This window comes from Bradyrhizobium sp. Kon37 (assembly GCF_055807535.1).
In genome coordinates, this window is record NZ_JBVVOY010000001.1 from 609,825 (window position 1) to 628,027 (window position 18,203).

Sequence of the window (18,203 nt, forward strand, 5' to 3'; positions counted from 1 at the left end):
GCCGGGACAAGCCCGGCCATGACGAGAAAATTACCAGCGCGTCCGCAAGGACGTCACGCATCCAGCCGGCTGAACACGAGCGTGGCGTTGGTGCCGCCGAAGCCGAAGGAGTTCGACAGCACGGTGCCGATCTTGACGTTGTCGATGCGCTTGCGCACGATCGGCATATCGGCGAACGCGGGGTCGAGTTCCTGGATGTGGGCGCTCTCGCAGATGAAACCATTGTTCATCATCAGCAGCGAATAGATCGCTTCCTGCACGCCGGTTGCGCCCAGGGAGTGACCGGTCAGCGCCTTGGTCGCCGAGATCGGCGGGCACTTCTCGCCGCTTCCGAACACCCTGCGGAGCGCGTCGATCTCCGGCGGATCGCCGGCCGGCGTCGATGTCGCGTGCGGATTGATGTAGTCGACCTTGGTCTTCACGGTCGACATCGCCATGCGCATGCAGCGCTCGGCGCCCTCGCCTGACGGTGCGACCATGTCGTAGCCGTCGGACGTCGCGCCGTAGCCAACGATCTCGCCGTAAATGCGCGCGCCACGCGCCTTGGCATGCTCGAGCTCTTCCAGCACCAGCACGCCGGCGCCGCCGGCAATCACGAAGCCGTCGCGGTTGACGTCGTAGGGACGCGAGGCCGTGGCAGGCGTGTCGTTGTACTTCGAGGACATCGCGCCCATGGCGTCGAACAGCACCGACAGCGACCAGTCCAGCTCCTCGCAGCCGCCAGCGAAGATGACGTCCTGCTTGCCGATCTGGATCGTCTCATAGGCGTTGCCGACGCAATGGTTCGACGTGGCGCAGGCGGACGAGATCGAATAGTTCACACCCTTGATCTTGAACCAGGTCGCAAGCGTCGCGGAGGCCGTGGAGGACATCGCCTTCGGCACTGCAAACGGCCCGACGCGCTTCGGTCCCTTGGTGCGGGTGATGTCGGCGGCCTCGACGATGGTGCGCGCCGACGGGCCGCCGGAGCCCATGATGATGCCGGTGCGAATATTGGAAATTTCGTCAGGCGAAAGACCGGAATCCTGGATCGCCTGTTCCATCGCGACGTGATTCCACGCCGCGCCCTGACCGAGGAAACGCATGGCGCGGCGATCGACCACCGTCGAAGGATCGAGCGTCGGTGCACCCTGCACCTGCGAACGGAAGCCGAGCTCGGCATATTTCTCAGCCCGCGAAATGCCCGACTTCGCCTCGTGAAGGCTCGCAAGCACTTCCTGGGTGTTGTTTCCGATGGAGGAGACAATGCCCATCCCGGTGACCACAACCCGCCTCATGACAGCCTCGCCTCAATCGTTGTCTTCGTGGTGATGCGCTCAGCCCAGGCTCGTGCCCTGCTTGAACAGGCCGACCTTCAAATCCTTCGCGCGATAGATAATCTGGTCATCGACCGAAAGCCATCCGTCGGCGATACCGAGCACCAGCTTTGAACGCATCACGCGCTTGATATCGATGTTGTACACAACCTTGCGGGCCTCCGGCAGCACCTGGCCGCTGAACTTCAGCTCGTTCAGGCCAAGCGCGCGACCGCGACCTTCACCGCCGCTCCAGCCCAGATAAAAGCCGACCATTTGCCACAGCGCATCGAGCCCGAGGCAGCCGGGCATCACCGGATCGTTCTTGAAGTGGCAGCCGAAGAACCAGAGGTCGGGCTTCACGTCGAGCTCGGCGCGCACCACGCCCTTGCCGAATTCACCGCCGGTCTCGCTGATGTCCGCAATGCGGTCGAACATGAGCATCGGCGGCAGCGGCAATTGCGCATTGCCAGGGCCGAACATCTCGCCGCGGGCACATGCCAGCAGATCTTCATATTCGTAACCGTTGCGCCTGTTCAGCATGCGGAAGCCTTTGTGTTCAAACCCCGATTGAGCGGCGTTTCCGGCGAAAATGGGCCCTCTCCTGCTCGAAAGGCAACATCTGTTGCCATTGTCGGACGAGAATACCGAAGGACCCTGGATCGATAGCGAGCGGCCTTCAATGCCGGGTCGCGCCAAAATCGGTTAAGCGGAACCGCGGGCTCTCTAACACAGGCCTTTTCGGGTAGCAAAGCGCTCTCATGAAGGTAAAATGACGGGCCAGCAAGCCGGTTCCCTACCTGATTAGAACCACTCTAGTTGCGAGAAACTTGCATCTGCATCTATCTCTCCATATATGTTTGGGGATCACAGTGTTCACGCGTGCCCGAAGCTGGAAATGAACGAAAATAACGCGCCCAATCGCGACGAAGAGGCCCATGCGGCGGCTCTTATGTCCGGCCGCCAGCCGGCTTTGACCGGTTGCCCGTGGCACGACGTCAACGAAATGCTCCAGTCCGCAGGGCTTCGCCCGACGCGCCAGCGCATGGCGCTCGGCTGGCTCCTGTTCGGCAAGGGTGCACGTCACCTCACGGCTGAAATGCTCTACGAAGAAGCGACGCTGGCCAAGGTGCCGGTCTCGCTGGCGACCGTCTACAACACCCTGAACCAGCTCACCGACGCCGGTCTACTGCGTCAGGTCAGCGTCGACGGCACCAAGACCTATTTCGACACCAACGTCACCACCCACCATCACTACTACCTCGAGAACAGCCATGAGCTGGTCGATATCGAGGATCCGCATCTGGCGCTGTCCAAGATGCCGGAGGTGCCCGCGGGTTACGAGATCGCCCGCATCGACATGGTCGTACGGTTGCGCAAGAAGCGCTGAGCTTCGAATCTCGCGTCGTCCGGGCGAAGGCCGGGACCCATACCGCGTGATTTATAGATAATCGCAGCAATCTGTATCGCGGGACGACCGGGCAACTACCAGTCTTCCTCAAACTACTGCCTGTGGTTATGGGTCCCGGCCCCCCGTGCGCAGTTGCGCACTAGGCCGGGACGACAACCAGATCAGTTCACCTGCTCGTCCGAGTAGACGCCCCAGAGGCGCTCCTGCTGAATCCAGCCGTCAAAGCCGTTGCCGAGAACGTGGCACCAGTTTGCGCTGCACTTCTTCACCTGGGTGACGACGCCGGCCTGGAGCTTTGCGGCCACCGCGCTGTCGGGATCGGCGCGATCGTAGATCGGCGCGAGCTCGTCCTTGTGCTTCATCGTGACGACCGCGGTGCGGCGGCCCGACAGCAGCGAGTGATAGACCCAGCCCTCGGCGCCCTCGGAATCGCGCACCCGGCGCCAGTTCTCGAACTCGGCGGTGATTTCGACCGGCAGGCCGGAGCGGGTGTAGACCCAGGCGACGTCATTGTCCTTGGTCGGGCCGGCGCGGACGTTGACGTGATCCGATTTCAGGCTGACGTAGCGCGGCACCGGCAGGCCCGAGGCCGTCTGGGGTGTGCTGTCCTTTGCCGAATGCCCGGGACTGACCGAAGCGCTCAACCAGGTGCAAACGAGCGCCATCACCGAACAAAAACGCCCCAACGCCATCAACCCGTCTCCTGTCGAAGGTCCGGCCGAGCCGGGCCCTCACCCCAAATTCCAAAACCAGGCCGCCGTCGCCCCTGACCCGCCCCACGCGGGTGTTCCCGAGCCCTTGCCCGTGGTTCTTGTCTTGGCCCGGCCTTCTGCTAGAGAGGACGGACGTCTGAACAACCGGTTTGTCCCGATTTTCCGGCCGGAAATGTCGGGAGAGCTTGAAGGAAACGCCGGGGACGACACGGCAAAAGGCAGTGTCGAACAACCGGGTTAATGAGGCCTCAACGGCCGGCCTTTGGTGACAGAGGCGGCTTGCAACGCCTCATGAGGGCAGGACATGTCGGTGAAGAAAAAGCCCCTCGTCGTCGTGACGCGCAAGCTTCCGGACTCGATCGAGACCCGGATGCGCGAGCTGTTCGACGCGCGGATCAATCTCGACGACGCGCCGATGTCGCCCGAGCAGATCGCGGAAGCCGCCCGCACCGCCGACGTGCTGGTCCCCACCGTGACCGATCACATCTCCGCCGACATCGTCAACCAGCCCGACTGCAGGCTGAAACTGATCGCCAATTTCGGCAACGGCGTCGACAACATCGATGTCGAGGCCGCGCATGCCCGCGGCATCACCGTCACCAACACACCGAAAGTTCTGACCGAAGACACCGCCGACATGACCATGGCGCTGATCCTCGCCGTGCCCAGGCGGATGATCGAAGGCGCCTCGATCCTGACGGAAGGAAAACCATGGCCGGGCTGGTCGCCGACCTGGATGCTCGGTCATCGCATCGGCGGAAAGCGCCTCGGCATCATCGGCATGGGCCGCATCGGCCAGGCGGTCGCACGCCGCGCCCGCGCTTTCGGCTTGCAGATCCACTATCACAACCGGCGGCCGGTGGCGCCGAAGATCGCCGAAGAGCTGGGCGCGACCTATTGGGAAAGCCTCGACCAGATGCTGGCGCGGATGGACATTATCTCGGTGAACTGTCCGCACACGCCGGCGACCTACCATCTGCTGTCGGCGCGCCGCCTGAAGCTCATTCGCAAGGATGCCTACATCGTCAACACCGCGCGCGGCGGGGTCACCGACGAGGACACGCTGATCAAGCTGATCGAAGGCGGCGAGATCGGCGGCGCCGGCCTCGATGTCTACGAGCACGAGCCTGCAGTGAACCCGAAGCTGGTGCGGCTCGCCAAGGCCGGCAAGGTGACGCTGCTGCCGCATATGGGCTCGGCCACGATCGAGGGCCGCGTCGAGATGGGCGAGAAGGTGATCATCAACATCCGCACCTTCCTCGACGCCCACAAGCCGCCGGATCGCGTGCTGCCAAGCATGCTGTGACGTCTATTTGTTGCGTGTTTCGCGCTTGCGCCAGTCGGCAACGAAATCGATGAAGGCCCGCAGTGCCGGCGGGGTCTGGCGCCGGCTTGGATAATACAGGAACGGGCCCGGAAACGGCTCGCACCAGTCTTCGAGCAGCCTGACCAGCGCGCCCGACTTCAGGGCTTCGCCGACATAACCATCAAGCGTCGCCCAGACACCGGCGCCGTCGAGCGCAGCCCGCATGGAAAGGCCCATGTTGGTCGAGATCAGCTTTGCCGGCGGATCGACTTTCACCAGCTGACCGGCCTTCTCGAACTCCAGATCATGCATGACACCGCTGGAGTAGCGGGCGCGGATGCAATCGTGGTCGAGCAGATCCTTCGGATGCTCAGGCTTGCCGCGGCGCGCGAGGTAATCGGGCGAAGCGACCACGACATAGCTCTGCGGGCCGCTCAGCGAGATCGCGACCATGTCCTGCGCGAGATGCTCGCCATAGCGCACGCCGGCATCGAAGCCCGCGCTGACGATATCGACGAACCCGCTCTCGGAGACGATGTCGAGGTCGACCTGCGGATAGGCCTGAAGGAACGGCCCGATCATCGGCGCCAGCACGAGATCGACCGCGGGCGGCGGCGCGTTGATGCGCAGCCTGCCCGAGGCCACTTCGCGCAGGCCGCGGACCTGATCCAGGGCGTCGCCGACATCGCGCAGCGCCGGCGCCAAGCGCGACAGCAGCAGATCGCCCGCCTCGGTCAGGGCGACGCTGCGGGTGGTGCGGTTCATCAGGCGGACGCCGAGGCGCTCTTCGAGGTCCCGCAATCGTTGGCTAAGGCTCGACACCGACACGCGAATTTCGACCGCAGCGCGCCGGAAATTGCGGGTGCGGGCGACCGCCACGAAGACGTCGAGATCACGCAGGTCGGGCTCAGTCATTGTTCGCTAATGTGAACAAGCCATTCTCGATTGTCCAGCTTATCGGCGCAATCGATCAGGCGCATATCAGGCCTCGTCACGCGGCGCAGTCAGCGCCTTTTCGAGGAGAGCCATCATGGAACAGCGCAAACTCGGTTCAACCGGCCCGACCGTCTCAAGCCTCGGCCTCGGGTGCATGGGCATGTCCGAGGTCTACGGCCCCGCCGATCGCGGCGAGAGCATCGCCACGATCCACGCCGCGCTGGATGCCGGCATCACCCTGATCGACACCGGCGATTTCTACGCCATGGGCCACAATGAAATGCTGGTGCGCGAAGCGCTCAAGGACGTGCCGCGCGACAAGGTGCAGATCAGCGTCAAATTCGGTGCGCTGCGCAGTCCTGCCGGCGAATTCACCGGCATGGACACGAGGCCGGCCGCTACGAGGAACTTCCTGGCCTATTCACTGCAGCGACTCGGCACCGACTACATCGACGTCTACCGTCCGGCGCGGCTCGATCCCAACATTCCGATCGAGGAGACCATCGGCGGCATCGCCGATCTCGTGAAGGCCGGCTACATCAGGCATATCGGCCTGTCCGAGGTCGGCTCCGACACCATCCGCCGCGCGCATGCCGTGCACCCGATCGCCGATCTCCAGATCGAATATTCGCTGATCGAGCGTGGCATCGAGCGCGACATCCTGACGACCTGCCGCGAGCTCGGCATCGGCATCACGGCTTACGGCGTGTTGGCGCGCGGCCTCATCAGCGGCCATTGGTCGAAGGACTCCGGCAAGTCGGGCAAGGACTACCGGCTGATGACGCCGCGCTTCCAGGGATCGAATCTCGACGTCAATCTGGCGCTGGTGGAGCAGCTGCGCGCCATCGCCGCCGAGATTGGCGCGACGCCGGCACAAGTCGCGATCGCCTGGGTGGCGGCGCAAGGGAAGGAGATCGTGCCGCTGGTCGGTGCCCGCACCCGCAACCGCCTCAGCGAGGCACTTGGTGCGGCCAGGGTCACGCTGACGCCAGCTCATCTCGCGGTGCTGGCAAAGGCCTTCCCACCCGATGTCGCCGCCGGTACGCGTTACGCCGCCGAGCAGATGGCGCATCTCGACAGTGAGAAACCGGCCACGGCGTAGCGGCTGCGATCAGGTGCGATGGGCGCTGAGGTCAGTGATCACAGGCCCATCGCCATTGAGCGGATTGGCCGGATCGCGCGCGTAACGCAGCGTCTCGAAGCGCATCGCGCGCGCATCGATCATCAGGAGACGGCCGACCAGGCCGTCGCCAAAGCCGACGATCTCGCGGATCGCCTCCAGCGCCATCATGGAGCCCATCACGCCCGCCAGCGCGCCCATGACGCCGGCTTCGGCGCAGGCCGGCACGGTCCCGGGCGGCGGCGCCTCCGGGAACAGGCAACGATAGGTCGGATTGAATTCGCCCTGCTCGTTCTTCTCATGGGCGCGGATCGTGGTGAGCGAGCCATCGAAGGTGCCGAGCGCCGCCGTGATCAGCGGCCTCTTGGCGAAGAAGCAGGCGTCCGAGGCCAGATAGCGGGTGGAGAAATTGTCGGAGCCGTCGAGCACGAGGTCATAGTCGCCGATCAGCGCCAGCGCATTGTCGGCATTGAGCCAGGTGGCGTGGCCGACGAAGCTGACATGCGGATTGAGCGCCGTGATCCGTTCGGCCGCGCTCTCGACCTTGTGCCGGCCGATATCGGGCGTGGTGTGAATGACCTGGCGCTGGAGGTTCGACAGCGACACCACATCGTCGTCGACCACGCCGAGCGTACCGACGCCGGCAGCCGCAAGGTACATCAAGGCGGGCGCACCGAGCCCGCCAGCGCCGATCACCAGCACGGAGGCCCGCTTCAGCGCAGCCTGGCCGGGACCACCGACATCGCGCAGCACGATATGGCGGGCATAACGTTCGAGTTCGTCCGGGCTCAGCATCGTTATCCTTCCAGATCCTCCCCTCATGGTGAGGAGGCGCGAAGCGCCGTCTCGAACCATGAAGGCCCCGCTGCAGCTGCACGGCCTTCATCCTTCGAGACGCCGCTTACGCGGCTCCTCAGGATGAGGAGCTAGACCTCTCCTGCCCGCCTGAACCACCGCAACATTGTTCGCGACCAACGAGATGTGCTTCAATGGCATTGCGTTCAATGGGCTGGCTGGATTTGTCATGAGATCGATGCTTGCGGCAACACTGATGTTTGCGGCTGCGACAGGCGCACACGCCCAGATGACGACACCGCAGATCCCCGGCACCAAGCCGAAGCCGGTCCAGACCGTTCCGATCCGGCCTCCTGCATTGCAGACGCCGGCTGCGACGGCCGATGCCATGGCGCAGGCGGAGCGGTTGTCGCTGCAGTCCGACCTCGCCTGGGTCGGCCAATATAACGGCGCCATCACCGGCGACGTCAGCGCGCGGCTGGTCGAGGCGATCAAGGAGTATCAGAAGGCGAAGGGCGGCAAGCCGACCGGCGTGCTCAATCCGCAGGAACGCGCCGCGCTCGCCGAGACCGCGCGCCGCAAACAGGAGAGCGTCGGCTGGAAGATTGTGACGGAGATGACCAGCGGCGCGCGGCTTGGCATTCCCTCGAAACTGGTGCCGCAGCAGGCGACCGACGCCAACGGCTCGAAATGGACCTCGCCCACCGGTACGGTGCAGGTGCTGCTCAGCCGCCGCAAGGAGGCGAACCCGACCGCAGCCAAGCTTGCCGAAGCGGAGAAGAAAGAGCCGGGTCGCAAGGTCGACTACACCGTGGTGAAGCCGGACTTCTTCGTGCTGTCGGGTCTGCAGGGCCTGAAGAAATTTTACATGCGCGGCACTTCTCGGGGCGATGAAGTCCGCATCATGACGATCCTCTACGACCAGGCCACCGAGAACACGGTCGAGCCGGTCGTGATCGCGATGTCGAGCGCGTTCAACGCGTTTCCGTCAGGGCCGCAAGCCGGGCCGCCGCCGCGCAAGACCGTCGAATATGGCACCGGCCTCGTCATCAGCGACGATGGTGCGATCGTCACCGACCGCCTCGTCACCGATTCCTGTCTCGCGATCACGGTCGCCGGCTATGGCAGCGCCGATCGTCTCGCCGAGGACCGGGAACACGATCTCGCGCTGCTGCATATCTACGGGGCCCACGGTCTGAAGCCGTTCAGCCTCGATAGCGGCGCGGCGAAGACGAGCGTCGATATCGTCGGTATCGCTGATCCGCAGAGCCAGGGCGGAGCCGCCGGTGTGTCGAGCCTCAAGGCTGCGCTGGCATCTGTCGGTGGCGGCGATTCCCCGCTCTCACCGCCACCCGCTGTCGGCTTCTCCGGCAGCGCCGCCATCGACGGCGACGGCAAGTTCGCCGGCATCGCACTGTTGAAGCCGGCGATGGTTGCGGGCGCCGCGACGTCGGTGCCGGCGTCGCTGGCGGTGATGGTCTCCGCGGAAACCGTACGTGATTTCCTGAAAGCCAGCGCCGTCACCGCGAACGGCATGTCCACAGATGCGAAAGCCGCCGTCGTGCGCGTGATCTGCGTGCGGAAGTAAGCTCGCCGAAGGCGCGCAACCTCTCCACAAGCGGAAGAGCTGACCGAGCTCGCGACCCAGCGCGCCATTAGCTCAGCCTGAACCTGATCCCGGCCTTCGCGAGACCGCCGGAAATCCCGACCGGCGTGCCGTCCGCACGCCAGCAAGCGGCGCCACTCATGGTGCCGTCGTCGTGGAAGGCGATACCGTTCATGCCGCCGGCGACTGTCGCAACAGGCTGCACCTTGTGGCCGAGGCGCTCGAGCTTCGCGCGCACGCTCTCCGGCACCTTCTGCTCGACTTCGAGCGCATTGCCCTCCGTCCAGACCCGCGGCGCCTCGACTGCTTCCTGCAAGCTCATACCGTGGTCGATCAGATTGAGCAGCGCCTGCATCGCGCTCGGGAAGATTCGTTTTCCGCCGGGCAAGCCCAGCGCATAGCGCAGCTTGCCGTCATGCAGCGCCATCATCGGCGACATCGAGGTCGTCACCCGCTTGCCCGGCGCCAGCGACAGCGCGTGGCCTGGACGCGGATCGAACAGGTTCATGTAGTTGTTGGCGATGGCGCCGAGGCCCGGGATCATGATCTTGGCGCCGAACAGATTGTTGATGGTCTGCGTGGTCGCAACCACGTTGCCGAACGCGTCAGCCGCCGTCATGTGCGTGGTGTGAGTGCCTTCAAGCTGCGACACGCCGGCGCCCCAGCTCTGCGCCCGCGCCGGATCGATGGCAGCACGGCGCTCCTCGGCATAGGCCTTCGAGGTCAGCCGCTCCACGGGGACGCCGACATAATCAGGATCGCCGCTGGCGGCGGCGCGATCGGCGAAGGCGATCTTCAGGACCTCGGCGAGATAGTGGATCGTTTCCGGTGTGCCGAAGCCGAGGCTGCCGATGTCGTAACCCTCCAGGATGTTCAGCATCTGCGCGATATGCACGCCCGAGGCCGCGGGCGGCGGCGGGCCAAAGATGGTCCAGCCTCGGTAATCGGCGCGGATTGGCTGCCGTTCGACGGTCTTGTAGCCGGTGAGGTCGTTGCGCCGGATGAAGCCGCCGGCCTTTTCCAGGTGGTCGACCAGGATGTCGCCAAGCGGCCCCTCATAGAGCGCCTTTTCGCCGTGGTCGGCGATATGCCGCAACGTCTCGGCATATTCGGCCTGTACCACGCGCTCGCCGACCTTGAGCGGCTCGCCGTCTGGCAGATAGATCGCCGCGATCGGCTTGTCCTTGCGCATCTCGGCGGCGCTCTCGCTGATGCATTCGTGCAGATAGGGTGTCGCCGCATAGCCGCGCGCGGCGTGCTTGATCGCGGGCTGCATGACGTCGGCGAGGTTCATGGTGCCGAAGCGGCGCAACGTCTCGCACCAGGCTTTCAGCGAACCCGGTGTGGCGACCGCCTTTGGTCCGTTGAGATTTTCATTGCCGACGGTGTCGAACACGTCATGCGCGGAACCCGGCGTGGGGGTGTAGCTGGTGTCAAGCACCGCCCCGGGCACGGTGCTCTGCCCGTCGATGAAACGGTGGCTGCCGTCGGCGAGCCGGATGTGCGCCATGCCACCGCCGATGATGCCCACCATCATCGGCTCGACCACGGTCAGCGTGAACAGGGTCGCTATTGCGGCGTCGATGGCGTTGCCGCCGGCGGTCAGCATCTCCGCGCCGGCGCTTGAGGCCAGTGGATGGTTGCTGACCACCATGCCGCGGCTCGATACCGCGGGCATCTTCTGGCATTCAAAATTCGTCGCCGTCCGGTCGCGCCAGTTTCCGCCCATGCCTCTTGTCCTTCTTATTCACGGCAGCAAGCACAGCACACGTACGAGTACGGGTCCAGTAATGGTACGGATTCGCTGGCATTCCGGATTGCGACATCATCGTGACTGCTGATTCGGACCTCCGCGATCCCCTTTGGATTGGGCCGGCACGTCCTGAGCGAGAAGAGCTCAGCATCGAGATTGATGCACGTTCGCGTGGCGTTTCCCGAGACCCAAGCACTCCAAAGGATTGATCTTCAATGCACACGATCGTACTGGCCACCCAAAAGGGCGGCAGCGGCAAGAGCACGCTCGCCATCGGCCTCGCGCTGGCAGCCAAGCAGGCCGGCTTCACCGTTCGCCTGATCGAAACCGACCCGCAGGGCACACTGTCCAACTGGCAGCGCCGCCGCACCACCGATGATCTCGTCGTCGAGCCGATCTATCACGCCGCCGATATCGAGCCGCGCCTGAAGATGCTCGCCGACAGCGGCCTCCAGCTCGCCATCGTCGATACCGCCGCCGGCCTCAGCGCCGCGACCACCGCCGCGATCCGCCATTCCGACCTCTGCCTGATCCCGGCCCGCCCGAGCGTCGCCGACATCGAGGCGACCGTTTCGACGCTCAGCGTCGCGCGCGCCTGGAAGCGCCCCTACAGCTTCGTGCTGAACCAAACCCCGATCCGCGGCCAGCGCATCGACAATGCCGCCAATGCCCTCGCCGAGGAAGCCGCGCTCGATCTCGCCGAGGTGCTCGCGCGGCCCCTGATCGTGATGCGCAACGACCACCAGGACTCGCTTGCGAGCGGCCTTGCGGTCAGCGAATTCGCCCCGAACGGCAAGTCGACCGAGGAGATCCGCGGCCTCTGGCATTGGATCGAGACCCGGCTCGAGCTCGCTGCCACCACCAATGTCTTGATCGACCAGGTCATCGCGGCCGCGGACGGAATGTTGCACGTCGCCGCCGAGCTTGCAGCCGACGAGACCACGATACTGGCGTCCTGAGCGGGGCAATCGCTCAGACGCCAGCCGGCCCTTCACCATCCGGAAGGGGCCTTAGCGACGAAGCAATCCGGCCACCAGCCCGGTCGGATTGCTTCGCTTCGCGTTTTTGGGAAACTCCATCCATCGGCATTGCGAGCGCAGCGAATTCGCTTTCGTAGCCTGGATGGAGCGAAGCGCAATCCGGGACGTCTCCATCCGTTGCACGAAGATCCCGGATTGCGCTTCGCTCCATCCGGGCTACGGCACTTGCAGGAGAGGAGCGCGCTACCCCCGCCCCGGCTGGCTCAATCCAGCCGCACATTGCCTCTCTCGCGCAGCCAGGCTTCACGCCGCACGATCCATTTCTCCGCTTTCGACTGTCCGCCGTGATGCGCGAGTTCGACGAATCCGACGAACTCTGCACCGGTCTTCTGCTTGACCCGGCGCGAGGCCTCGTTGGTGGCCGCGTTGCAGACGTAGAAATGGTCAAGGCCCAGCGTAATGAAGGCGAAGTCGTTCACCGCGGCGACCGCTTCCGTCATCAACCCGCGCCGCCAGTAAGGCTCGGCTAGCCAGAAGCCGCGATGGCCTTTCAGGCCTTCGGCACGGGGCCGGAAATGAATGTTTCCAATCGCCTCACCGTCGCCGCCCTTCAGCACCAGCGCCCAAAGATAAATCTCCTCTCCGGCTGAGACCTTGTCAAACTGCAGTTTGACGAAAGCTTCTGCGCCATCGTCTGGATACGGCCAGGGCACGACAGTGGAGAGATGCCGAATGATACTCCAATTGTCGAAATGACGCTGGATCGCCGGCGCATCAGACAACGCGAGCGGACGCAGGATTAGCCGTTCGGTTTCAAGCTGCAGTGTCTGCATAGCCTTTCACTTCTGACATTTCGGACACCAGAAGGTCGACCGGCCGTTCTGGGTAAACCGCTTCACGGTGCCGCCGCATCGCGGCGTGGTGCATTTCTCGCCCTCCCGGTCATAGACCTTGAACGAGTGCTGGAAATAGCCGAGCTCACCCGAGGTCTGGCGATGATCGCGCAAGCTGGAGCCGCCGGCCCTGATGGCGTCGTTCAGCACGGTGTGGATCGCGCCGACCAGTCGCTTCGCGTGGTCCGTCGTCTCGCCCTTCTTGGTCGAGAGCGTCGCGGCGATCCGGCGCGGCGACAGATGCGAGCGATGCAGGGCTTCGCAGACATAGATATTGCCGAGCCCCGCGACCACGCGCTGATCGAGCAGCGCGGCTTTCAGGCTCGTGGTCTTGCCAGCGCAGGACCGCGCCAGCATCGCTGCGTCGAATTCGTTGCCGAGCGGCTCGGGGCCGAGCCCGCGCAACAGCGGCTCGTCGTCGAGGGCACTGCGCGCGATCACTTTCATGTAACCGAAGCGGCGCGGATCGTTGAAGATGATGTCGGCGCCGGAGGACATCCGAAACAGCACGTGATCGTGCGTGGAGTCCTTGGCCTTCGGATAGTGAAACTCGCCGGGCTGAGCCTCGTTGTCCGGCTTGATGACGCGAAACGAGCCCGACATGCCCAGATGCATCAACAGCACGTCGCCGGAGGCGAGATCGGCCATGAGATATTTTGCACGGCGGCCGAGCCCCGTGACGACCTGTCCCTTCAGCCGCGCCACGAAGTCGGGCTGGAAGGGAAAGCGCAAATCGGGCCTGCGGGCCTCCGCGACCAGGATTTTCGCACCCTCCATGACAGGCTGAAGGCCGCGGCGGACGGTCTCGACTTCGGGCAATTCGGGCATGGTCAGGCATTCACCTTATGAGGGCGGTGTGATAGCGCCATTGCGGCGGGCGCGCTATGGTCCGCCTCGTGGAGTAGAGTAATGGATCGGCCGGGCGAAACCACGCATTTTGGCTTCAGGGACGTGCCCCTGGGCGACAAGCAGACGCTGGTGAACGATGTGTTTCACAGCGTGGCGTCGCGCTATGATTTGATGAACGATTTGATGTCCGGTGGCCTGCACCGGGTCTGGAAGGACATCATGATCACCGCGCTCGACCCGCCCAGAGGCGACCGGCCGTTCGCGCTGCTCGACGTTGCCGGCGGCACCGGCGACATCTCGTTCCGCGCCGCCAAGGCCGCAGGCGCGGGCTTCCATGCCACCGTCTGCGACATCAATTCCGGGATGCTGGAGGTCGGCCGCGAGCGCGCCGCAAAGCGCCATCTCGAGACCCAGGTCGATTTCGTCGAGGGCAATGCCGAAGCGCTCGCCTTCGCCGACCGCAGCTTCGACGCATATACGATCGCTTTCGGCATTCGCAACGTGCCTCGGATCGACCTTGCGCTGGCCGAGGCCTATCGCGTGCTCAAGCCAGGCAGCCGCTTCCTCTGTCTGGAATTCTCCACCGTCGAGATGCCCGGGCTCGATCGCCTTTATGACCTGTTCTCGTTCAAGGTGATCCCGCCGCTCGGCCGCATGATCACGGGAGACGCCGAGTCCTACCAATATCTGGTCGAATCGATCCGCAAGTTTCCAAGACCCAACGCCTTCGCCGACATGATCCGCAACGCCGGCTTCGCCCGCGTGAACTGGCAGATGTTGTCCGGCGGCATCGTCGCACTGCATTCGGGCTGGCGTTTGTGATCTCTGCCATAACCCATAGTGCGCGCCTGATGCGCGCCGCGTTCGTATTCGCACGCGAGGGCGTGTTCGGCGCCGTCGATCCGAGTCTGGTACCGCCGCACGGACAGCTCGCGCTGAAACTTGCGCGTATCATCGAGCGGCGCGGTCCGAAGCAGGGCCCGCGGCTGTCGCGCGCGCTGACCCGGATGGGCCCGGCCTATCTCAAGCTCGGACAATTTCTGGCGACGCGTCCCGATGTGGTCGGCGTTGCCATGGCGCGTGATCTGGAAAGCCTGCAGGATCGCCTGCCGCCGTTTTCGCAAGTCGAAGCGGAAGCCGTGATCGCGACGTCGCTGGAACGGCCGCTGACCGATGTGTTCGTGAGCCTCAGTGCGCCGGTCGCAGCCGCCTCGATCGCACAGGTGCATCGCGGAGAGGTCCTGCGCGACGGCATCCACAAGGCGGTCGCCGTGAAAGTGCTGCGCCCCAACGTGGCCGCACGCTTCCGCCGCGACCTCTCCGACTTCTTCTTCGTCGCCTACAAGGCCGAATCCTATTCGTCCGAGGCGCGGCGCCTGCGCCTGATCGAAGTCATCAACACCATGTCTCGCTCGGTCGCGATGGAGATGGACCTGCGCCTCGAGGCCGCGGCGCTATCGGAGATGGCGGAGAACACGCGCGACGATCCTGATTTCCGCGTACCGACCGTCGACTGGGACCGTACCACGCACAACGTGCTGACGATGGAGTGGATCGACGGCATCGCGCTGAACGATCACAAGCGCCTGGCCGAGTCGCAGGTCGACCTGCCCGATCTCGGCCGCAAGGTGATTCAGAGCTTCCTGCGCCACGCGCTGCGCGACGGCTTCTTCCACGCCGACATGCATCCGGGCAATCTGTTCCTGGATGACGCGGGCCGTCTCGTCGCGGTTGATTTCGGCATCATGGGCCGGCTCGGCATGAAGGAGCGGCGCTTCCTCGCCGAGATCCTGCTCGGCTTCATCACCCGCGACTATCGCCGTGTCGCCGAAGTGCATTTCGAGGCGGGCTATGTGCCCGCGCATCACTCGGTCGAGAACTTCGCGCAAGCGATCCGTGCCATCGGCGAGCCCATTCACAACCGCACGGCGGAAGAGATCTCGATGGCGCGGCTGCTGACGCTGCTGCTCGAGGTCACCGGCCTGTTCGACATGACCACACGGCCCGAGCTGATCCTGCTCCAGAAAACCATGGTGGTGGTCGAGGGTGTGGCACGCGGCTTCGATCCCAGGCTCGACATCTGGAAGGTCGCCGACCCCGTGGTGCGGGAATGGATCGAGCGCAATCTCGGCCCGATCGGCCGGGTCCAGGGCGCGATCTCCGGCACCGGCGATCTCGCGCGCATCCTGATGCGTCTGCCTGATATCGCCGCGCGCTCGGTTGCGGTGCTCGAACAGCTGGAGACCATGACCCGGGAGGGGATCCGGCTGTCGCCGGAGAGCATCGCGGCGATGGGCCGCAGCGAGGGCCGCAAGAACCGTTGGCGCACCGTGGCGCTCTGGATCATCGCCGCGACCTTCATCGGCATCCTGATCGCCGTCCGGAATCTTTGATTGCAGTGCAATCATGCGAGTGATAGCATCGCTATCATTCCGCGCCGGAGAGTGCCATGGCAAGTCTGACCATCCGCAAGCTCGACGAGAACGTCAAAACTTTCCTCCGCCTGCGCTCGGCCAAGAACCGCAGGTCGGTCGAGGAAGAGGTCCGGGTCATCCTCGGGGAGCTGATCGAGGGCCGCGAGGAGCCCCTGACGCCATTCACGGCGCCGCCCGCGGCCTCGGTCACCCCGCTGCCCCAACGCGCCGGCGCCGTCCCAGAAGCCAGCGTCACCCTGATCATCGGCGGCGGGATCGCGGCCTACAAATCGCTCGACCTGATCCGAAGGCTCAAGGAGCGGCGGATCGAGGTGCGTTGCGTGCTGACCAAGGCGGCGCAGCAATTCGTCACGCCGCTGGCCGTGAGCGCGCTCTCGCATGAGCGCGTCTACACCGACCTGTTCGATCCCCAGAGCGAGTTCGACGCTGGTCATATCCGGCTCGCGCGCGAGTGCGACCTGATCGTGGTAGCGCCCGCGACCGCGGATTTGATGGCCAAGATCGCCAACGGTCATGCCGACGATCTCGCCAGCGCCATCCTGCTCGCGACCAACCGCAAGGTCCTGCTCGCGCCGGCGATGAACCCGCTGATGTGGAACAACGCGGCGACACGGCGCAATGTCGCGCAGCTTCAGCGCGACGGCGTGATGCTGATCGGGCCGAATTCCGGCGAGATGGCGGAAGCAGGTGAAGCCGGGATCGGCCGCATGTCCGAGGCGATCGAAATTGCGACCGCCGCCGAGCGCCTGCTGCGGCCGCCGGTGCCGCGCCCCCTCGCCGGCAAGCGCGTGCTGATCACCGCAGGCCCGACCCACGAGCCGATCGATCCGGTGCGCTACATAGCCAACCGATCCTCCGGCAAGCAGGGCTTTGCGATCGCTGCCGCCGCACAAGCCGCAGGCGCCGAGGTGATCCTGGTCAGCGGCCCGGTCGAGCTTCGCGATCCCCAGGGCGTGACGGTCAAGCATGTGGAATCGGCACGACAGATGCTGGAGCAGGTGCAGGCCGCGCTCCCCGCTGACATCGCGATCTTCGCCGCCGCCGTCGCCGACTGGCGGGTCGTCAATGAAGGCGAGCAGAAGCTGAAGAAGACTTCGGCCGGCATGCCGCCGCTCCAGCTGGTCGAGAACCCCGATATCCTGGCGACGATCTCGAAACTGACCGACACGCGGCCGCCGCTGGTGATCGGTTTTGCCGCCGAGACCGAGCACCTCATCGACAACGCCAAGTCGAAGCTTGCCCGCAAGGGCTGCGACTGGATTGTCGCCAACGACGTCTCCCCCGCAACCGGGGTGATGGGCGGGGACCGCAACACCGTGCACCTCATCAGTCGCAAGAGCGGTGAGAAGAACGATGAGAAGGATGGCGAGATTGCAGTTGATTCCTGGCCGGTGATGACCAAGGAACAGGTCGCCATTGAATTGGTCGCGCATATCGCAAGGAGCGTGACCGGCAAATCCTTGAACGACAAAGCCCCGGAGCCCGCGTCTTGAGCACCAAAATCACGGTCGAACTGCAACGCCTGCCCCATGCGGAGGGGCTGCCGCTGCCGGCCTATCAGACCAATGATGCCGCCGGTCTCGACCTGATGGCGGCGGTGGCCGAGAACGAGCCGCTGACGCTTGCGCCCGGCCACTACGCGCTGGTGCCGACGGGCCTCGCGATGGCGTTGCCGCCCGGCTACGAGGCGCAGGTGCGGCCGCGTTCCGGGCTTGCGGCCAAGCACGGCGTCACCGTACTGAACTCACCGGGCACGATCGACGCGGACTATCGCGGCGAGATCAAGGTGATCCTGATCAATCACGGCCAGGCCGCCTTCGTGGTCAAGCGCGGCGAGCGCATCGCGCAGATGGTGATCGCGCCAATGGTGCAGGCCGCGCTGGTTCCCGTGGCGACATTGTCGGCAACCGACCGCGGCGCCGGCGGATTCGGCTCGACCGGCCGCTAGGCGCGGCACATCCGGCCGAATCACCGAGGAACTACGTGAATTGGAACACCGCGCCCCGCATTTTTTTGGGACCGCCTTTGCGTTCACGATCTGGACTCTTACCGCTGGAGTCACGGTGAGGGTATTGTCGTTTGATTCGCGCGCGACGGGGGTCGCCGCGCGC

General features: G+C 64.8%; 17 protein-coding genes. 9 read left to right on the forward strand and 8 right to left on the reverse strand.

Annotated features, from left to right (window positions below):
* Nucleotides 1-53: 53 nt before the first annotated feature.
* Nucleotides 54-1,277 carry a beta-ketoacyl-ACP synthase I gene (gene fabB / locus AC0L3J_RS02870; RefSeq protein ID WP_473288304.1) on the reverse strand — a complete coding sequence of 408 codons (1,224 nt, stop codon included), beginning with the start codon at nt 1,275-1,277 and terminating at the stop codon, nt 54-56.
* Between the two features lie 39 nt (nt 1,278-1,316).
* Nucleotides 1,317-1,838 carry a bifunctional 3-hydroxydecanoyl-ACP dehydratase/trans-2-decenoyl-ACP isomerase gene (gene fabA / locus AC0L3J_RS02875; RefSeq protein WP_456767018.1) on the reverse strand — a complete coding sequence of 174 codons (522 nt, stop codon included), beginning with the start codon at nt 1,836-1,838 and terminating at the stop codon, nt 1,317-1,319.
* A gap of 355 nt (nt 1,839-2,193) precedes the next feature.
* Here fabA and irrA point away from each other — a divergent pair, with 355 nt between their 5' ends.
* Entirely contained in the window at nt 2,194-2,685 is a 492-nt protein-coding gene (irrA, locus tag AC0L3J_RS02880) for an iron response transcriptional regulator IrrA (RefSeq protein ID WP_473345858.1), read from the forward strand.
* A gap of 182 nt (nt 2,686-2,867) precedes the next feature.
* Here irrA and AC0L3J_RS02885 read toward each other — a convergent pair whose 3' ends face one another.
* On the reverse strand, nt 2,868-3,398 hold the full coding sequence (locus AC0L3J_RS02885) for an SH3 domain-containing protein (protein ID WP_456767017.1): 531 nt from the start codon (nt 3,396-3,398) through the stop codon (nt 2,868-2,870).
* Nucleotides 3,399-3,723: 325 nt separating this feature from the next.
* On the opposite strand from AC0L3J_RS02885, the gene AC0L3J_RS02890 reads away from it, so the two are divergent.
* On the forward strand, nt 3,724-4,725 hold the full coding sequence (locus AC0L3J_RS02890) for a 2-hydroxyacid dehydrogenase (protein ID WP_007598360.1): 1,002 nt from the start codon (nt 3,724-3,726) through the stop codon (nt 4,723-4,725).
* A 3-nt stretch (nt 4,726-4,728) separates the two neighbouring features.
* Here the strand turns inward: AC0L3J_RS02890 and AC0L3J_RS02895 are convergent, their stop codons facing one another.
* Complete coding sequence (locus tag AC0L3J_RS02895) at nt 4,729-5,640, reverse strand: LysR family transcriptional regulator (RefSeq protein WP_473345859.1); 912 nt, start codon at nt 5,638-5,640, stop codon at nt 4,729-4,731.
* Between the two features lie 115 nt (nt 5,641-5,755).
* Between AC0L3J_RS02895 and AC0L3J_RS02900 the strand changes: the two genes are divergently transcribed.
* A complete protein-coding gene (locus tag AC0L3J_RS02900; protein ID WP_473345860.1) occupies nt 5,756-6,763 on the forward strand; it encodes an aldo/keto reductase in 1,008 nt (335 codons plus the stop codon).
* A gap of 9 nt (nt 6,764-6,772) precedes the next feature.
* Here AC0L3J_RS02900 and AC0L3J_RS02905 read toward each other — a convergent pair whose 3' ends face one another.
* Nucleotides 6,773-7,576, reverse strand: a complete 804-nt coding sequence (locus AC0L3J_RS02905) for a HesA/MoeB/ThiF family protein (protein ID WP_473345861.1) — start codon at nt 7,574-7,576, stop codon at nt 6,773-6,775.
* A gap of 229 nt (nt 7,577-7,805) precedes the next feature.
* On the opposite strand from AC0L3J_RS02905, the gene AC0L3J_RS02910 reads away from it, so the two are divergent.
* On the forward strand, nt 7,806-9,164 hold the full coding sequence (locus AC0L3J_RS02910; protein ID WP_473345862.1) for a serine protease: 1,359 nt from the start codon (nt 7,806-7,808) through the stop codon (nt 9,162-9,164).
* A gap of 67 nt (nt 9,165-9,231) precedes the next feature.
* Here the strand turns inward: AC0L3J_RS02910 and ggt are convergent, their stop codons facing one another.
* Nucleotides 9,232-10,911, reverse strand: a complete 1,680-nt coding sequence (ggt, locus tag AC0L3J_RS02915) for a gamma-glutamyltransferase (protein WP_473345863.1) — start codon at nt 10,909-10,911, stop codon at nt 9,232-9,234.
* A 239-nt stretch (nt 10,912-11,150) separates the two neighbouring features.
* Between ggt and AC0L3J_RS02920 the strand changes: the two genes are divergently transcribed.
* A complete protein-coding gene (locus AC0L3J_RS02920) occupies nt 11,151-11,894 on the forward strand; it encodes a nucleotide-binding protein (RefSeq protein ID WP_473345864.1) in 744 nt (247 codons plus the stop codon).
* A gap of 284 nt (nt 11,895-12,178) precedes the next feature.
* Here the strand turns inward: AC0L3J_RS02920 and AC0L3J_RS02925 are convergent, their stop codons facing one another.
* Nucleotides 12,179-12,748, reverse strand: a complete 570-nt coding sequence (locus tag AC0L3J_RS02925; RefSeq protein WP_473345865.1) for a GNAT family N-acetyltransferase — start codon at nt 12,746-12,748, stop codon at nt 12,179-12,181.
* Nucleotides 12,749-12,754: 6 nt separating this feature from the next.
* Nucleotides 12,755-13,636 carry a bifunctional DNA-formamidopyrimidine glycosylase/DNA-(apurinic or apyrimidinic site) lyase gene (gene mutM / locus AC0L3J_RS02930; protein ID WP_473345866.1) on the reverse strand — a complete coding sequence of 294 codons (882 nt, stop codon included), beginning with the start codon at nt 13,634-13,636 and terminating at the stop codon, nt 12,755-12,757.
* 81 nt (nt 13,637-13,717) lie between these two features.
* On the opposite strand from mutM, the gene ubiE reads away from it, so the two are divergent.
* The 4 genes from ubiE to dut are packed head-to-tail and all read left to right on the forward strand — an operon-like array spanning nt 13,718 to nt 18,040.
* Nucleotides 13,718-14,479: a bifunctional demethylmenaquinone methyltransferase/2-methoxy-6-polyprenyl-1,4-benzoquinol methylase UbiE gene (gene ubiE, locus AC0L3J_RS02935; protein ID WP_027566148.1), complete on the forward strand. Its 762-nt coding sequence runs from the start codon at nt 13,718-13,720 to the stop codon at nt 14,477-14,479.
* The gene (ubiB, locus tag AC0L3J_RS02940; protein ID WP_473345867.1) at nt 14,476-16,050 is read left to right on the forward strand and encodes a 2-polyprenylphenol 6-hydroxylase; all 1,575 of its coding nucleotides are present in this window, start codon (nt 14,476-14,478) and stop codon (nt 16,048-16,050) included. The genes ubiE and ubiB overlap by 4 nt, the downstream gene beginning before the upstream one ends.
* Nucleotides 16,051-16,106: 56 nt before the next feature.
* Entirely contained in the window at nt 16,107-17,585 is a 1,479-nt protein-coding gene (gene coaBC / locus AC0L3J_RS02945) for a bifunctional phosphopantothenoylcysteine decarboxylase/phosphopantothenate--cysteine ligase CoaBC (protein WP_473345868.1), read from the forward strand.
* Nucleotides 17,582-18,040, forward strand: a complete 459-nt coding sequence (dut, locus tag AC0L3J_RS02950) for a dUTP diphosphatase (RefSeq protein ID WP_473345869.1) — start codon at nt 17,582-17,584, stop codon at nt 18,038-18,040. Before coaBC ends, dut begins: the two co-directional genes overlap by 4 nt.
* Nucleotides 18,041-18,203: the final 163 nt, after the last annotated feature.

Excerpts from the sequence above, each read along its gene's own strand:
- ggt (WP_473345863.1), bottom strand. The coding sequence starts at position 10,911 with ATGGGCGGAAACTGGCGCGACCGGACGGCGACGAATTTTGAATGCCAG.
- AC0L3J_RS02890 (WP_007598360.1), top strand. The coding sequence starts at position 3,724 with ATGTCGGTGAAGAAAAAGCCCCTCGTCGTCGTGACGCGCAAGCTTCCG.
- fabB (WP_473288304.1), bottom strand. The coding sequence starts at position 1,277 with ATGAGGCGGGTTGTGGTCACCGGGATGGGCATTGTCTCCTCCATCGGA.
- AC0L3J_RS02885 (WP_456767017.1), bottom strand. The coding sequence starts at position 3,398 with ATGGCGTTGGGGCGTTTTTGTTCGGTGATGGCGCTCGTTTGCACCTGG.
- mutM (WP_473345866.1), bottom strand. The coding sequence starts at position 13,636 with ATGCCCGAATTGCCCGAAGTCGAGACCGTCCGCCGCGGCCTTCAGCCT.
- AC0L3J_RS02920 (WP_473345864.1), top strand. The coding sequence starts at position 11,151 with ATGCACACGATCGTACTGGCCACCCAAAAGGGCGGCAGCGGCAAGAGC.
- irrA (WP_473345858.1), top strand. The coding sequence starts at position 2,194 with ATGAACGAAAATAACGCGCCCAATCGCGACGAAGAGGCCCATGCGGCG.
- coaBC (WP_473345868.1), top strand. The coding sequence starts at position 16,107 with ATGGCAAGTCTGACCATCCGCAAGCTCGACGAGAACGTCAAAACTTTC.
- AC0L3J_RS02905 (WP_473345861.1), bottom strand. The coding sequence starts at position 7,576 with ATGCTGAGCCCGGACGAACTCGAACGTTATGCCCGCCATATCGTGCTG.
- AC0L3J_RS02900 (WP_473345860.1), top strand. The coding sequence starts at position 5,756 with ATGGAACAGCGCAAACTCGGTTCAACCGGCCCGACCGTCTCAAGCCTC.
- ubiE (WP_027566148.1), top strand. The coding sequence starts at position 13,718 with ATGGATCGGCCGGGCGAAACCACGCATTTTGGCTTCAGGGACGTGCCC.
- AC0L3J_RS02910 (WP_473345862.1), top strand. The coding sequence starts at position 7,806 with ATGAGATCGATGCTTGCGGCAACACTGATGTTTGCGGCTGCGACAGGC.
- AC0L3J_RS02925 (WP_473345865.1), bottom strand. The coding sequence starts at position 12,748 with ATGCAGACACTGCAGCTTGAAACCGAACGGCTAATCCTGCGTCCGCTC.
- fabA (WP_456767018.1), bottom strand. The coding sequence starts at position 1,838 with ATGCTGAACAGGCGCAACGGTTACGAATATGAAGATCTGCTGGCATGT.
- AC0L3J_RS02895 (WP_473345859.1), bottom strand. The coding sequence starts at position 5,640 with ATGACTGAGCCCGACCTGCGTGATCTCGACGTCTTCGTGGCGGTCGCC.